Genomic DNA, 14988 nt, shown 5'->3' with positions numbered 1-14988 from the left:
CATGTGCGGCATCATTGGCATCATCAGCAACAGCGACGTGGCGGAGCGGCTGGTCGATGGGCTAAAGCGGCTGGAATATCGCGGTTATGACAGCGCGGGGGTCGCCACCATTCATGACGGAGCGATCGAGCGGCGACGGGCGGAGGGGAAGCTCGCCAATCTGGTGACCGAGTTACGCGACGAGCCGCTGCCCGGCACGACCGGCATCGCGCATACACGATGGGCCACGCACGGCGCGCCGACGACCAGCAACGCACACCCCCATGCGACGCGCGAAGTGGCGCTGGTCCACAATGGCATTATCGAGAATTTCAAGCCGCTGCGCGCGGAACTGATGGCGCGGGGCCGCATCTTCGACAGCCAGACCGATACCGAGGTGGTCGCCCATCTGGTGAGCGAACTGGTGGAGCAGGGAGCGTCGCCCAAGGAAGCCGTGGCCCAGGTGCTGCCGCGCCTGCACGGGGCGTTCGCGTTGGCGATATTGTTCCGCAGCCATCCCGACATGCTGATCGGCGCGCGGCTGGGATCGCCTCTGGTGGTCGGCTATGGCGATGGTGAGACCTATCTGGGGTCGGATGCCTTGGCGCTGGCGCCGCTGACGCAGAAGATCGCCTATCTGGAAGAGGGCGACTGGGTCGTCATCACGAAAAATGGCGCCGAGATTTTCGACAAGGATGATGTGCCGGTCGAGCGGGCCGTGACGGTCTCCGGCGTGTCGGGGGCGATGATCGACAAGGGCAATCATCGCCACTTCATGCAGAAGGAGATTTACGAGCAGCCGGTCGTCGTCGCCCAGACGCTGCGCGCCTATCTGCGCCGGATGGAGAATGAGGTCGCCATGCCGGACATGGATTTCGATCTGGGGGCGGTGAAGCGCATCACCATCGTCGCCTGCGGCACCAGCTTCTATGCCGGGATGGTCGCCAAATATTGGTTCGAGAAATTTGCCCGCGTGCCTGTCGACATCGATGTCGCGAGCGAGTTCCGCTATCGCGACCCGGTGCTGGAACCCGGCGGCCTGGCGCTGTTCATCAGCCAGTCGGGCGAGACGGCCGATACGCTGGCGGCGCTGCGCCACGCCAGGGCGGCGGACCAGATCATCGCTGTGGTGGTGAACGTCCCGACCAGTTCGATGGCGCGCGAGGCTGACCTGTTGCTGCCGACCCATGCCGGGCCGGAAATCGGCGTGGCGTCGACAAAGGCCTTTACCTGCCAGCTGGCGGTGCTGGCTGCGCTGGCCGCCAATCTGGCGCGGGCCAAGGGGCTGCTGACCCCGGCAGAAGAAGCCGAGATCGTCTGGCACCTGTCCGAAGCCCCTGCCGCAATGAACGAGGCGCTGGGCCATGATGGCGACATAGAGGCGATGGCGCACCTGATCGCCCCGGCGCGTGACGTGCTGTATCTGGGGCGCGGGCCGGATTATCCGATGGCGCTGGAAGGGGCGCTCAAGCTCAAGGAAATCAGCTATATCCATGCCGAGGGCTATGCGGCGGGCGAGATGAAGCATGGCCCGATCGCCCTGATCGACGAAGCGGTGCCGGTGATCGTGATCGCGCCGTCAGGCCCGCTGTTCGAGAAAACCGTGAGCAATATGCAGGAAGTGCAGGCGCGCGGCGGCAAGGTGGTGCTGATTTCGGACGCGGAAGGGATCGCACTGGCAGGCGAGGGCTGCATGGCGACGATCGAGATGCCCAACGTCCACCCGCTGATCGCGCCGCTGGTCTATGCGGTGCCGGTGCAATTGCTCGCCTATCATGTCGCGGTGGCCAAGGGGACGGATGTGGATCAGCCCCGGAATCTGGCGAAGAGTGTTACGGTGGAGTGAGCGGGGGATGCGGGTCCGGGTCAGTTTACGATCGGGAGTGCCACCCACTAGCGTTCGGGCTGAGCTTGTCGAAGCCCTGTTCTTTCTTGCAGTGGGTAAGAATGCACGGAGAAAGTGCGGCCCTTCGACAGGCTCAGGGCGAACGGGGTTGCGGGGGTGGAAATTGCCCAGAAGCGCCCGCAAATTCCTCCCCTGCAAGGGGAGGGGGACCACGAAGTGGTGGAGGGGTCTCACCCTATCGCGAGGGGGGCACCCCTCCGTCTGGCCTACGGCCATCCACCTCCCCTTACAGGGGAGGATGACCGGGAACGACCAAAAGCCGGTCAATCAATTGCAAATAAATCTGGCCCAGAGCCGGACTAAGTAGGGTTTCGTTCCGGTCCATCTAGGGCGGCAGGAACAGTCCACGCAGAAGGCAAATCTGAAAAGTTGCCCCACAGGTTCCACTTTCCATTGGCCGGATCAAACGATGCCAGTCCCCATCGGGGCGGATCAGGCCAGCCGAACCAATCCCGATCAATCAAAAACAAAACTTCATTGCTGAATTCGGCAACGAACTCCATTCCCATCTTTCGCGCCCAATCGTGGTCGTCTCCGAGTGCAGATACCGCGGGCCAGTCGTTTAAGCCCGCGCGCCGCCAAGCAAGCGGCCAGCTTGCGCGTTCGCGAAACCCCTTCTTCATGGAATGAGATCGCAAAAAGCCCGACCTCCATGGGTTTGATTCCCAGAACATTATCGAGTTGGTTCCTCGTGCCCAATCGCCTCCTTTATGCTCCGAAAGCCGACAGGCCGCCACCCACCCTTATAGTGCCTTCTCACCCACCCCCAGGCGAATTATGGCCGCCCGCTGGGACCGGCCCGCCGCTTTGGGCGTGGGCGTGGTCGGGGTTGTTGTCCCATTCGATATGATAGAGATCGAAGCGCCGGTCGCGCAGGTTGCGGACGGTGCCTTCGGCGCGGGCCCAGCTGAGGTCAGCCAGGTTGACGTCGGCCATGGTCAGGGTTTCGACATTTTCGGATGATTCCGCCGCAATCCCGTCCCGCGCGAAGGGCAGGTCGCAGGGAGTCAGGATGGCGCTCTGGGCATATTGGATGTCCATATTGTCGACATTGGGCAGGTTGCCGACATTGCCCGACATGACGACATAGCATTGATTTTCGATCGCACGGGCCTGCGCGCAATAGCGCACGCGCATATAGCCGGCGCGGGAATCGGTGCAAAAGGGGACGAAGATGATGCGCGCGCCCTGATCCACCAGGCGGCGGGCGAGTTCGGGAAATTCGCTGTCGTAGCAGATGAGGACGCCGATCGGCCCGCAGTCGGTCTGGATCACGTCCAGCGCGTCACCGCCCTTGATATTCCACCAGAAGGCTTCGTTGGGGGTCGGGTGGATTTTTTCCTGGGTGTGAAGCGATCCGTCGCGGAGCGCGACATAGGCGATATTCTGGATGTCGCCATCATCGGCGCGGGTCGGGTGGGAACCGCCGATGATGTTGATATTATATTCCAGCGCCATGCGGCCCAATTCCTTGGTCAGGCGGGGCGTATAGTTGGTGAGTTTGTCGATCGCTTCCATCGGGTTGAGCTTTTTCGTCTCGAACGACAGGAGGGGCAGGGTGAAGAGTTCGGGAAAGACGATGAAGTCCGAGCGGTAATCGGCGGCGACATCGACGAAATATTCGATGTTGCGGATAAACTCGTCAAAATCCTGCACGGCGCGCGCCTGTAGCTGGCAAGTGGCGAGGCGGACGCTTTCGACGCCGCGCGGGACGCGCATTTCGGGCGCTTCGTCCGGGTCGACATAGGGATTGCGCCACACCAGATGCGCAGCATGGCCGTCCGACTGCTTGTCCTCCGGCAGGTAATTTTCGAGGACGCCGAGCGGTTCGAAGCCGTTTTTAAGCTGGAAGCTGACCACCTGGTCGCGGATCTTGCCCTGCACGACCTTGTCGAGATAATCTTTCGGTCCGTCCACCTTGCGCTTGGTGCGCAGATAGCCGGGCATGCGACCGGCGATGACGATGCCGTGCAGGTCGAGTTGTTCAACCAGTTCCTTGCGCTCGTCATAGATGCGCTGGCCAATGCGCAGGCCGCGCAGCTTGGGATCAACCGCCATTTCGTAGCCATAGAGCCATTCGCCCGCCGCGCTGTGGCGGGTGCCAAAGCCGTTGGCGGTGATTTCGTCCCAGTCATGGGGGGAGAAGGCCATCGACTTGCTGACCCGCATGGTCGCGCAATAGCCCACGACCTTATTGTCGTAGAGCGCGACGAAACAGCCATCGGGGAAATTGTTGATCTGGCCCCGGACTGTCGCGGGGGAATAATTGGGCAGGCCCGGATAGACGCGGGCTATCAGCCGCAGGATGGCGCGCACGTCGGACGGCACGGCGGTGCGGACTTCCAGGCGTTTGCGGGCTGTCGTTGTCATCTGCGCGTCTCCTGTAAGGTCAGTCCCGAACGGAGAGAGGTTTCCTTCCGGTCGGTTGGCCAGTCGTGAAAAAGGCGGCTCCGTTGCACGGCGCCGCCTCGTTCCGTTTGCGAATTGAAAGCCTCAAGCAGCTATCAGTTCCATGTCGCCATTTCGGCTTCCAGATTGACGCGGATCGTTTCGAAAAACTGTTCCGTGGTCATCCATGCCTGTTCCGGGCCGATCAGCAGCGCCAGATCCTTGGTCATCGCGCCATCCTCGACAGTCTTGACGCAGACGCGCTCCAGCGTTTCGGCGAATTTGGTGACGTCGGGCGTGCCGTCGAACTTGCCGCGGAAAGCAAGTCCCTGGGTCCAGGCGAAGATCGAGGCGATCGGGTTGGTCGAGGTCGCCTTGCCCTGCTGGTGCTGGCGATAGTGGCGGGTGACGGTGCCGTGGGCGGCTTCGGCCTCGACCGTCTTGCCATCGGGCGAGAGGAGCACGGAGGTCATCAGGCCGAGCGAGCCGAAGCCCTGCGCAACCGTGTCCGACTGGACGTCGCCGTCATAATTTTTGCAGGCCCAGACGAACTTGCCGCTCCACTTGAGCGCGGAGGCGACCATGTCGTCGATCAGGCGATGTTCGTACACGATGCCCGCCGCCTTGAACCGATCGGCAAATTCTTCGTCGAACACCTGCTGGAACAGATCCTTGAAGCGGCCGTCATAGGCCTTCAGGATGGTGTTCTTGGTCGACAGGTAGAGCGGCCATTTGCGGTCGAGCGCGTAGTTCATGCTCGCCTTGGCAAAGTCGATGATCGACTGGTCGAGATTATACATGCCCATGGCAACGCCGGCGGCCGGGAAGTTGAACACTTCCTTTTCGATCTTTTCGCCATTGTCGCCGTCCCACACCATGGTCAGCTTGCCGGCGCTGGGGACCAGGAAGTCGGTCGCCTTATACTGGTCGCCAAAGGCGTGACGGCCGATGACGATCGGGTCGGTCCAGCCGGGAACGAGGCGGGGGACATTCTTGATGACGATGGGTTCGCGGAACACGACGCCGCCCAGGATGTTGCGGATGGTGCCGTTGGGCGACTTCCACATCTGCTTGAGGTTGAATTCCTCGACCCGCTGTTCGTCAGGGGTGATGGTGGCGCACTTCACGCCGACGCCATATTCCTTGATGGCATTGGCGGCATCGACCGTAATCTGATCATTGGTCTCGTCGCGCTTTTCGACGCTCAGGTCGTAATATTTCAGGTCGATGTCGAGATAGGGGAGGATCAGGCGTTCGCGAATCCATTGCCAGATGATCCTGGTCATTTCGTCGCCGTCAATTTCCACGACCGGGTTTTTCACCTTGATCTTCGCCATGCGCCTGTTCGCCTTCTTCATTCTGGGTGGATTTGCAAAACGCCCTAGGCAAAGCGCGGCCAATGTTCAACCGTTCTGGCGGGGATTCTGGCGTTCCGGGCAGGCAAGGATACATAGCGCGGCATCGGTCGTTGTCAGGGCGAGGGTCTCTCCCTAAAGACGGTGGCTATGGAAAATAACGAGATCACGATTGCCGCCGGCGGCAATGTAAAATGGCGCTTCCCCAGGTTCATCCGGAAGGCGTGAAATTCGGCCTGATCGCTGCGGCTATCACGGGCGTTTTCTTTCTGATGGGTTGGGAAGTGGTCGGCTGGCTGATGCTGATCGTGACGATGTGGGTGCTGGCCTTCTTCCGCGATCCGGTGCGGGCGGTGCCGCAGGATGAAGGCGCGATCATTGCGCCCGCCGATGGTCTGGTGACGCTGATCCAGAAAGTGCCGCCGCCGCGCGAGATGGCCGGGGCGGCGGGTCTTGGCGATCAGCCGTTGATCCGCGTGTCCATCTTCATGAGCGTGTTCGACGTCCATATCAATCGCACGCCGATCGGCGGGACGATCAAGTCGGTGGTCTATATTTCGGGCAAGTTCCTGAACGCTGACCTGGACAAGGCGAGCGAGGATAATGAACGCCAGCATATATTGGTCGAGCGGCACGACGGGCTGCGGATCGGCTTCACTCAGATTGCGGGTCTGGTCGCGCGGCGGATCATGCCGTTCGTCAAACCCGGCGACATGGTGGCGGCGGGGCAGCGCATCGGCCTGATCCGCTTTGGCAGCCGGGTGGATGTCTACCTGCCCGCCGGGACGGCGCCGCGCGTGATATTGGGGCAACGAACGGTGGCGGGCGAGACCATATTGGGTCAGGTCGGCGACCGCCGCGTCATTGCGGGCATCCAACAGTGAGGCAGCGCCGCGCCGTGCCACGGGGGTTGCGCCGGGGAATCACCCTGCGGATGGTTGCGCCCAATGCGGTGACGGCAATGGCGCTGTGCTTTGGCCTGACCGGCGTGCGGTATGGCATATCGGGTGAATGGGAGCGGGCGGTCCTGTCCATCCTGTTCGCAGGCGTGCTGGACGGCCTGGACGGGCGAATCGCCCGGTTGCTGCGTGGCGAGAGCCGCTTTGGCGCGGAACTGGATTCGCTGTCCGATTCGATTGCGTTCGGCGTGGCGCCTTCGCTGATCCTGTATCTATGGTCGCTTTATGCGATGCCCAAATTCGGCTGGATTTTCGCTCTGGCCCATGCGCTGTCCTGCGCCCTGCGGCTGGCGCGGTTCAACGCCAATATCGATGTCGATGTGCAGCCGCACAAGTCGGCTGGCTTCCTGACCGGCGTGCCTGCGCCCGCTGGCGCAGGGTTGACCTTCGTGCCGCTCTATCTGTGGCTCGTGACGGGGGAACCGATTTTCCAGGCCTGGTATGTCGTGGCGCCCTGGACCGCGTTCATCGCCTTCCTGATGATTTCCAACATTGCGACCTATAGCTGGTCGGCCTTGCGGTTGCGCAAGCGGATCAGGCTGGAAACGATTGCCCTGGCCGGATTGCTGGCCGCCTCGCTGGTGACCGATCCCTGGCTGACGCTGCTGCTGATCTGCGGCATATATGTGGCGCTGATCCCGTTCGGCATCCTGTCCTACGCCAAGGTCCGCCGTCAGCGCGAGGCCAATCCCGGCCCAGCCTGAATATCGTCAAGCGGCGAGCATGCCGTTTGGCAGGGCGCGGTTGGCGCTGCGCGCGGAGGGGATGACGCGCGGGCGGCGGATACGGACATGATAGACGGGCGCGTCCTGCGGAATGGGCTGGAACAGCAAGGCCGCCACCATTTTGTCATGATAGTGGAGCAGCATCCACGCGATCGTGCCGATGGCCATCATGAAGGCCAGGGTAAACAGGGTCACTGCAACGAATGTGAACATGGAGATCACTTTCTATCTTGCCATTTGCACGGCTTGTCCCACAATGACGGTCCAAACGGCGGTTAAGCCTATTTGTTCCGCTTGTTCACGTTATGTTCCTATCTTTGGGGCAAGTCAACCCCTTGCGCAATGTTTCGCCTGCCGTTAAAGGCGCGCCCTATTCCACATGGGAATCGACATATCCGGTGCCGGCGGGGTCTTTGAGGCTCCTTCCCGGTTCCTGATTCCCAGAGGCACAACCGGAAGGAGAATATCTTATGGCGGCACCTGTCGTCACCATGCACCAATTGATCGACGCTGGCGCGCATTTCGGCCACCAGACGCATCGCTGGAACCCGCGCATGAAGCCGTACATCTTCGGCGAGCGCAACGGCATCCACATTCTTGACCTGTCGCAGACCGTGCCTTTGTTCGGCCGTGCGCTCGACTTCGTGTCGTCGACCGTCGCTGCTGGCGGCAAGGTGCTGTTCGTGGGCACCAAGCGCCAGGCGCAGGACCCGATCGCCGACGCTGCGCGCAAGTCCGGCCAGCATTTCGTCAACCATCGCTGGCTGGGCGGCATGCTCACCAACTGGAAGACGATTTCGGGTTCGATCAAGCGTCTCAAGACCCTTGAGGAAAAGCTGTCGGGCGACACCCATGGCTTCACCAAGAAGGAAGTGCTCCAGATGACTCGCGAGCGCGAGAAGCTGGAACTGTCGCTGGGCGGCATCCGTGACATGAACGGCATTCCCGACGTCATGTTCGTGATCGACGCCAACAAGGAAGAACTGGCGATCAAGGAAGCCAATACGCTGGGTATCCCGGTCGTTGCGATCCTCGATTCCAACGTTTCGCCCGACGGCATCGCTTTCCCGGTTCCCGCGAACGACGACGCCAGCCGCGCCATCCGCCTGTATTGCGAGGCCATTGCCGCCGCCGCCACCAAGGGCAACCGTGGTGCGCAGCAGGCTTCGGGTGTCGACCTGGGCGCGATGGACGAGCCGATGGCTGAAGAGGTTGTCGCCGAAGCCTGAAGGCGTCGCACAACCGTAAGACTGACAGGCTAGGGCGCGCTCTTTGGAGACGCGCCCTAGTGCTTGTTCAAGACCCGCTTGTTTGAACCACAAATATATTAGGAGCCGAAACATGGCCGATATTACCGCCGCCACCGTCAAGGAACTGCGCGACCGTTCGGGCGCCGGCATGATGGATTGCAAGAAGGCGCTGACCGAAACCAACGGCGACATCGAAGCAGCGACCGACTGGCTGCGCGCCAAGGGCCTGGCCGCTGCGCAGAAGAAGTCGAGCCGCACCGCGGCCGAAGGCCTGGTCGGCGTCGCCGTTGCCGGGACGAAGGGCGTTGCCGTCGAAGTGAACAGCGAAACCGATTTCGTCGCCAAGAACGAGCAGTTCCAGGATTTCGTCCGCACCGTGTCGACCATCGCGCTGGAAAGCGGCGTGAGCGATGCTGAAGCGCTGCTGGCGGCATCCTATCCGTCGGGCGGCACCGTGTCCGAAAAGCTGGTCGCCAACATCGCGACCATCGGCGAAAACCAGAATGTCCGTCGCGTCGCGCATGTGTCGGTGAACCAGGGCGTCGTCGTTCCCTATGTTCACAACGCCGCCGCACCGGGCCTGGGCAAGATCGGCGTGCTCGTCGCGCTGGAAGGCGACGCGCCTGCCGACACGATGGAAACGCTGGGCAAGCAGATCGCGATGCACATCGCCGCTGCCTTCCCGCTGGCGCTGTCGGCTGCCGACATCGATCCTGTCCAGTTGGAGCGTGAGCGCGCCATCGCGACCGAGAAGGCCGCCGAATCGGGCAAGCCCGCCGAGATCATCGCCAAGATGGTCGATGGCGCGGTGGCCAAATATGCCAAGGAAAATGCGCTTCTGTCGCAGCTGTTCGTGATGGACAACAAGACCCCGATCGCCGACGTGGTGGCCAAGGCCGCCAAGGAAGCGGGCGCGTCGATCACCCTGACGAGCTATGTCCGCTTCCAGCTGGGCGAAGGCATCGAGAAGGAAGTCAGCGACTTTGCCGCCGAAGTCGCGGCAGCGGCTGGCGTTGCCTGACGCATAGTCGGTTCGCTTTGGCGCGTCGGTCGGGAAACTTCGCTCGACAGACGCGCAGCGAACGGACAAGGGGGTGGCGTGAATCGCCAAAACCCCGCTTCACATACTGGCGCGCACTGCTAAGGTGCGCGCCATTTCCTTGCCCAGAGTTGGGCCCCGACCAGATGGAATTTGCCCCGCATGACCCGGCCATCCTTCAAGCGCATATTGCTGAAATTGTCTGGCGAGGTGCTGATGGGGTCGGGCCAGTTCGGGATAGACCCCGAAACCGTCGATCGGGTCGCAGGGGAGATCGCCGCGGCCAAGGAAGCCGGGTTCGAGCTGTGCGTCGTGGTGGGCGGCGGCAATATCTTCCGTGGTCTTGCCGGAGCGGCCAAGGGCTTTGATCGCACCAGCGCCGACTATATGGGCATGCTGGCAACCGTCATGAACGCGCTGGCGGTACAGAATGCCCTGGAGAAGATGGGGTGCGACACGCGCGTCCAGTCGGCAATTCCGATGGCGTCGGTGTGCGAACCCTATATCCGGCGCAAGGCGGTGCGGCATATGGAAAAGGGCCGGATCGTCATCTTCGCGGCTGGCACGGGCAACCCCTTCTTCACCACCGACACGACCGCCGCCCTGCGCGCGGCCGAAATGAATTGCGACGCGATCTTCAAGGGCACCAGTGTCGATGGCGTCTATAATGCCGATCCCAAGAAGGTGCCCAGTGCCACCCGATATGACGAAATCAGTTTCGACCGGGTGCTGAACGACAATCTCAAGGTCATGGACGCCAGCGCGATTGCGCTGTGCCGTGACAATCATATTCCCATCGTCGTGTTCAACATCCGCGAAACCGGCAATCTGGCGACTGTGCTGGCCGGGCAGGGTGTGGCGACGATCGTACAAAATCAGGAGAGCTGATCACATGGCGCAATATGACAAATCGGACCTGGAACGCCGCATGGCCGGCGCGGTCGAATCGCTCAAGGGTGATCTTTCGGGCCTGCGCACCGGGCGTGCCAACGTGATGCTGCTCGATCCGGTGACCGTCACCGTCTATGGCGCATCGATGCCGCTCAATCAGGTGGCGACCGTATCCGCGCCCGAACCGCGCATGTTGTCGGTGCAGGTGTGGGACAAGACCAATGTGGGGCCGGTGGACAAGGCGATCCGGTCTGCGGGGCTGGGCCTGAACCCCATCGTCGATGGACAGACGCTGCGCCTGCCGATCCCCGACCTGACCGAGGAACGCCGCAAGGAACTGGCCAAGCTGGCGAGCAAATATGCCGAAGCCGCGCGCATCGCGGTGCGCAACGTGCGGCGCGACGGCATGGACAGCCTGAAGGCCGACGAGAAGAAGGGCGAAATCAGCGAGGACGAACGCAAGCGCAAGGAAGCTGAAGTCCAGAAGCTGACCGACGGCGTGATTGCCGAGCTGGATGCGACCTTCGCGGCCAAGGAAAAGGAAATTCTCGGCCAGTAAGCCGGGATGTTCCGCCCATGATCCGCGCAACCCCCACCGACTGATGGCGACGCAAGTCCGGCCCGATCTGTCCCAGGCCGCGCCCGCCCATGGCGCGCGCCATGTCGCCATCATCATGGACGGCAATGGTCGCTGGGCGAAGAAGCGGCTGCTGCCGCGGATCGCCGGTCATCGTGCCGGGGTGGAAGCGGTGCGGCGCGTGTCGCGCGCCGCGCGGGAGATGGGACTGGAGTGTCTGACGCTCTACGCTTTCTCGTCGGAAAACTGGAAGCGGCCCGCCAGCGAAGTCGCGGACCTGATGGGGCTGCTGCGCCATTTCATCAAGGCGGATCTGGACGAATTTCATGCCAATGGCGTGCGGTTGCGGATCATCGGCAATTACAAGGTGCTGGAGCCTTCGCTGGTCGCGCTGATCGATGAGGCGGTGGCGCGCACCGCGGGCAATAGCGGGCCGATCATCGCGATCGCGCTCAACTATGGCGCGCAGGATGAGATGGTGCGTGCGGTCCAAACTATGGCGCAGCGGGTCTCGGCGGGCGAGATTGCCGCCGACGCGATTGGCGTGGGCGATATTGATGCGGCGCTCGACACGGCTGATCTGCCGCCGCTCGACCTGCTGATCCGCACGTCGGGTGAGCAGCGCCTGAGCAATTTCATGCTGTGGCAGGCGGCCTATGCCGAGTTGTATTTCACTGACATGCTGTGGCCCGATTTCGACGCCCAGGCGCTGGCGCAGGCGCTGGATGCTTTCCGTTTGAGGGACCGCCGTTTCGGCGGGCTGTGAGCGGCATGGGCAGTGAATTGCGCACCCGCGCCGTCGTGGGCGTCGTGCTGATTGCGGTGGCGCTGGGTGCGTTGCTGTCTGGCGGACTGCTGTTCTGGGCGCTGCTGTCGGTGGCGGGCGTGCTGATGCAGGCCGAATGGGCCGATTTGAGCGGCGCATCGGCCGATCACAAGAAATTGTCGATGTACGCCGTTTCGGTGCCGCTGGCGATATTATGCCCGCTGGCCGCTGGCCTGTCCTGGTTTGCGATCGGCCTGCTGGTTGCGGCTTTCCTGTTCGTGATCGGGGCGACCCGATCCGTCCGGCTGGCGCTGGGTGTGCTGTATGTCTGCCTGCCGGTCATGGCGCTGCTGTTCCTGCGCGGGCAGGGGCCGAACATCTTTGGCCTGACGCTGGCGCTGTGGGCGCTGGCCCTGGTGTGGGCGACGGATATTGGCGCCTATTTTGCGGGTCGGTCGATTGGCGGGCCAAAGCTGGCGCCGCGGATCAGCCCGTCCAAGACCTGGTCGGGGCTGGGTGGCGGCGTAGTGGCGGCGTTGCTGATCGGGTTTCTGTTGCACCGTTTTGCCGGGCTGCCGATCGAACTGGCGGCGGCAAGTGGCCTGCTGGCGGTGGCGGCACAGGCGGGCGACCTGCTGGAAAGCGCGATGAAGCGGCGGGCGGGGGTCAAGGATAGCGGATCGCTGCTGCCGGGTCATGGCGGCGTGCTGGACCGGCTGGACGGGGTGGTGACCGCCGCGCCGCTGGCCGCCCTGCTCTATCTGATGCTGGTGCTGCGATGACGCGGAAGGTTTCGATTTTCGGGGCGACCGGGTCGGTGGGCCAATCGACTCTGGACCTGATCCGGCGGGATCGCGACGCCTATGACGTGGTGGCGCTGACGGCGAACAGTGACCTGGACAGTCTGGCGGCGCTGGCGCGGGAGGCGGGAGCCAAGGTGGCTGTCATCGGTCAGGAGCGGCTGTACGGCGCGCTGAAGGAGGCGCTGGCCGGGACGGGGATCGAGGCGGCGGCGGGCGAGCAGGCGCTGGTCGATGCCGCTGGGGCCGGGGCGGACTGGACGATGGCGGCGATCGTGGGGTGCGCAGGGTTGCGGCCGACCATGGCGGCGCTGAAGGCGGGCGGTACGGTGGCGCTGGCCAACAAGGAATCGCTGGTGTCGGCGGGCGGGTTGATGATGGCGGCGGCTGGCGTTTCGGGCACGACATTATTGCCCGTGGACAGTGAGCATAATGCGATTTTCCAATGCCTTGCCGGTAGTTCTTTAGAAGATGTCGCGCGCATTACGCTGACCGCCAGCGGCGGGCCGTTCCGCACCCGCAGCCGGGCGGAGATGGCCGACATCACCCCCGCGCAGGCGGTGGCGCATCCCAACTGGTCGATGGGCGCCAAGATCAGCGTCGATAGCGCGACGATGATGAACAAGGGGCTGGAGCTGATCGAGGCGGCGCATCTGTTCCCCGTCGGTCTCGACCGGATCGAGATATTGGTCCACCCGCAATCGGTGATCCATTCGATGGTCGAATATCGCGACCGATCGACGCTGGCGCAGCTGGGATCGCCCGATATGCGGATACCGATCGCCCATGCGCTCGCCTGGCCCCAGCGGATCGCGACGCCGTGCCAGCCGCTCGACCTGGCCCGGATCGGCCGGCTGGATTTCGAAGCGCCCGATCAGGATCGCTTCCCCGCTTTGCGCCTGACGCGCGAAGCGGCGGCGGCTGGCGGGGCGATGCCCGCGATCCTGAACGCAGCCAATGAGGCGGCGGTTGCGGCGTTTCTGGGCGGCAGGATCGGCTTCCTTGATATCGCCATGATTGTGGAGGAAGTATTGAACCGCTATAGCGCGCCGACGCCCTCCACGATTGAAGACGTGCTGGCGGCGGACGCCGGTGCGCGTGCCGTGGCGGGCGATGTGATGGAAAGATTGACGGTTTGATCCACAATCCCGGTTTTCTGCTGACTGTTCTGGCATTTGTGGCGGTCATCGGGCCGCTCGTTTTCGTGCATGAACTGGGCCATTATCTGGTCGGGCGCTGGTGCGGGGTGAAGGCGGAGGCGTTTTCGATCGGCTTCGGGCCGGAACTGTTTGCCTGGGTCGACAAGCGCGGCACGCGCTGGCGCGTCGCGGCTCTGCCGCTGGGCGGCTATGTCCGCTTCAAGGGCGACATGAACGCGGCCAGCATGACCGATCCGGCCTGGCTGGAACTGCCCGCCGCCGAGCGGGCGCAGAGCTTTCCGGCCAAGCCGCTGTGGCAGCGCGCGGCGATCGTGGCGGCGGGACCGGCGATCAATTTCCTGTTCGCCATCCTGATATTGGCGACGTTCGCCTTCGTGCATGGCGAAAGCCGGACTCCGGCGGTTGCGGGACAGGTGCAGCCGGGCAGCGCGGCGGCGGCGGCGGGAATATTGCCGGGCGACCGGATCGTGTCGCTGGGTGGGCGCGAGATGACGACCTTCGACGATATTCGCCTCTACGCCCAGATCCGTCCCGGCGAAGCGGTCGCCATGGTGATCGAGCGCGATGGCAGGACGTTCGCCAAGGACGGCAAGATCGGCAGCGTGACCGAGGATGACGGCTTCGGGAACAAGTTCCAGATCGGCCGGTTGGGGCTGGCCCCCGGCGATCCGGTGGTCGAGCCGGTAAGCCTGTTGCGTGCACCGGTGGTCGCGGTGGAGCGGACAGGGCAGATCGTCCGCACCATGGTCGAGACGATGGGGCAGATCATCAGCGGTGGCCGATCGGTCAAGGAACTGGGCGGCCCGTTGAAGATCGCGCAGGTTTCCGGGCAGGCGGCGACGATGGGGCTGGAAAGCTTCATCTTCTTCGTCGCGCTTATCTCGATTAACTTGGGGTTCATCAACTTGTTGCCAATCCCGATGCTGGATGGCGGGCATCTGCTGTTTTACGGGATAGAGGCGGTGCAGCGGCGGCCGGTCAGCGAACGGGTGCAGGAATGGGCCTATAAATCTGGCCTGGCGGCGCTGCTGACCATGATGGTGCTGGTGACTTTCAACGATTTGTCGTCTTTCGGGCTTTGGAAAAGCCTGTCCGGCTTGATCGGCTGACGCGCATGGGGCAGGGAGGCGCGGTTTGGCGTCGTCTGTGTCGGCGGAAACAATTTTATACTGTTTGAGGTGATGCGGGTGACA

14 protein-coding genes and 1 pseudogene are annotated in these 14988 nt (G+C 63.1%); 11 read left to right on the top strand and 4 right to left on the bottom strand.

Annotated features, from left to right (window positions below; genetic code table 11):
- Window position 1 precedes the first annotated feature (1 nt).
- Window positions 2-1825 carry a glutamine--fructose-6-phosphate transaminase (isomerizing) gene (gene glmS / locus CJD35_RS01560; protein ID WP_017182786.1) on the top strand — a complete coding sequence of 608 codons (1824 nt, stop codon included), beginning with the start codon at window positions 2-4 and terminating at the stop codon, window positions 1823-1825.
- A 359-nt stretch (window positions 1826-2184) separates the two neighbouring features.
- Here glmS and CJD35_RS22325 read toward each other — a convergent pair whose 3' ends face one another.
- The 3 genes from CJD35_RS22325 to CJD35_RS01550 all read right to left on the bottom strand — a co-directional run bounded on the left by CJD35_RS22325 (window position 2185) and on the right by CJD35_RS01550 (window position 5610).
- Entirely contained in the window at window positions 2185-2508 is a 324-nt protein-coding gene (locus tag CJD35_RS22325; protein ID WP_140159585.1) for a hypothetical protein, read from the bottom strand.
- Between the two features lie 133 nt (window positions 2509-2641).
- Entirely contained in the window at window positions 2642-4255 is a 1614-nt protein-coding gene (locus CJD35_RS01555) for a bifunctional GNAT family N-acetyltransferase/carbon-nitrogen hydrolase family protein (protein WP_017182787.1), read from the bottom strand.
- A gap of 134 nt (window positions 4256-4389) precedes the next feature.
- On the bottom strand, window positions 4390-5610 hold the full coding sequence (locus tag CJD35_RS01550; RefSeq protein ID WP_017182788.1) for an NADP-dependent isocitrate dehydrogenase: 1221 nt from the start codon (window positions 5608-5610) through the stop codon (window positions 4390-4392).
- A gap of 168 nt (window positions 5611-5778) precedes the next feature.
- On the opposite strand from CJD35_RS01550, the pseudogene CJD35_RS01545 reads away from it, so the two are divergent.
- Together CJD35_RS01545 and CJD35_RS01540 are read left to right on the top strand one after the other, a co-directional pair.
- Window positions 5779-6512: pseudogene (locus tag CJD35_RS01545) on the top strand (phosphatidylserine decarboxylase).
- A gap of 50 nt (window positions 6513-6562) precedes the next feature.
- Complete coding sequence (locus CJD35_RS01540; protein ID WP_017182790.1) at window positions 6563-7291, top strand: CDP-alcohol phosphatidyltransferase family protein; 729 nt, start codon at window positions 6563-6565, stop codon at window positions 7289-7291.
- A gap of 6 nt (window positions 7292-7297) precedes the next feature.
- Here CJD35_RS01540 and CJD35_RS01535 read toward each other — a convergent pair whose 3' ends face one another.
- On the bottom strand, window positions 7298-7525 hold the full coding sequence (locus CJD35_RS01535) for a hypothetical protein (protein WP_017182791.1): 228 nt from the start codon (window positions 7523-7525) through the stop codon (window positions 7298-7300).
- Between the two features lie 257 nt (window positions 7526-7782).
- Between CJD35_RS01535 and rpsB the strand changes: the two genes are divergently transcribed.
- The 8 genes from rpsB to rseP all read left to right on the top strand — a co-directional run bounded on the left by rpsB (window position 7783) and on the right by rseP (window position 14904).
- Window positions 7783-8541, top strand: a complete 759-nt coding sequence (gene rpsB / locus CJD35_RS01530) for a 30S ribosomal protein S2 (RefSeq protein WP_017182792.1) — start codon at window positions 7783-7785, stop codon at window positions 8539-8541.
- A gap of 112 nt (window positions 8542-8653) precedes the next feature.
- Complete coding sequence (gene tsf / locus CJD35_RS01525; RefSeq protein ID WP_017182793.1) at window positions 8654-9583, top strand: translation elongation factor Ts; 930 nt, start codon at window positions 8654-8656, stop codon at window positions 9581-9583.
- 180 nt (window positions 9584-9763) lie between these two features.
- Window positions 9764-10489: a UMP kinase gene (gene pyrH, locus CJD35_RS01520; RefSeq protein ID WP_017182794.1), complete on the top strand. Its 726-nt coding sequence runs from the start codon at window positions 9764-9766 to the stop codon at window positions 10487-10489.
- A gap of 4 nt (window positions 10490-10493) precedes the next feature.
- A complete protein-coding gene (gene frr / locus CJD35_RS01515; RefSeq protein ID WP_017182795.1) occupies window positions 10494-11051 on the top strand; it encodes a ribosome recycling factor in 558 nt (185 codons plus the stop codon).
- Between the two features lie 43 nt (window positions 11052-11094).
- Window positions 11095-11835: an isoprenyl transferase gene (locus CJD35_RS01510; protein WP_017182796.1), complete on the top strand. Its 741-nt coding sequence runs from the start codon at window positions 11095-11097 to the stop codon at window positions 11833-11835.
- Window positions 11836-11840: 5 nt separating this feature from the next.
- On the top strand, window positions 11841-12617 hold the full coding sequence (locus CJD35_RS01505) for a phosphatidate cytidylyltransferase (protein ID WP_017182797.1): 777 nt from the start codon (window positions 11841-11843) through the stop codon (window positions 12615-12617).
- Window positions 12614-13774 (top strand): 1-deoxy-D-xylulose-5-phosphate reductoisomerase, encoded by a 1161-nt coding sequence (locus CJD35_RS01500; protein ID WP_017182798.1) that lies wholly within the window; start codon window positions 12614-12616, stop codon window positions 13772-13774. The genes CJD35_RS01505 and CJD35_RS01500 overlap by 4 nt, the downstream gene beginning before the upstream one ends.
- Complete coding sequence (gene rseP / locus CJD35_RS01495) at window positions 13771-14904, top strand: RIP metalloprotease RseP (RefSeq protein ID WP_017182799.1); 1134 nt, start codon at window positions 13771-13773, stop codon at window positions 14902-14904. The genes CJD35_RS01500 and rseP overlap by 4 nt, the downstream gene beginning before the upstream one ends.
- The last annotated feature ends 84 nt before the right edge of the window (window positions 14905-14988 follow it).

Origin of the sequence: Sphingobium xenophagum (genome assembly GCF_002288285.1) — a bacterium.
Classification (GTDB): Bacteria; Pseudomonadota; Alphaproteobacteria; order Sphingomonadales; family Sphingomonadaceae; genus Sphingobium; species Sphingobium xenophagum.
This window is presented reverse-complemented; position numbering and strand designations above follow the sequence as displayed.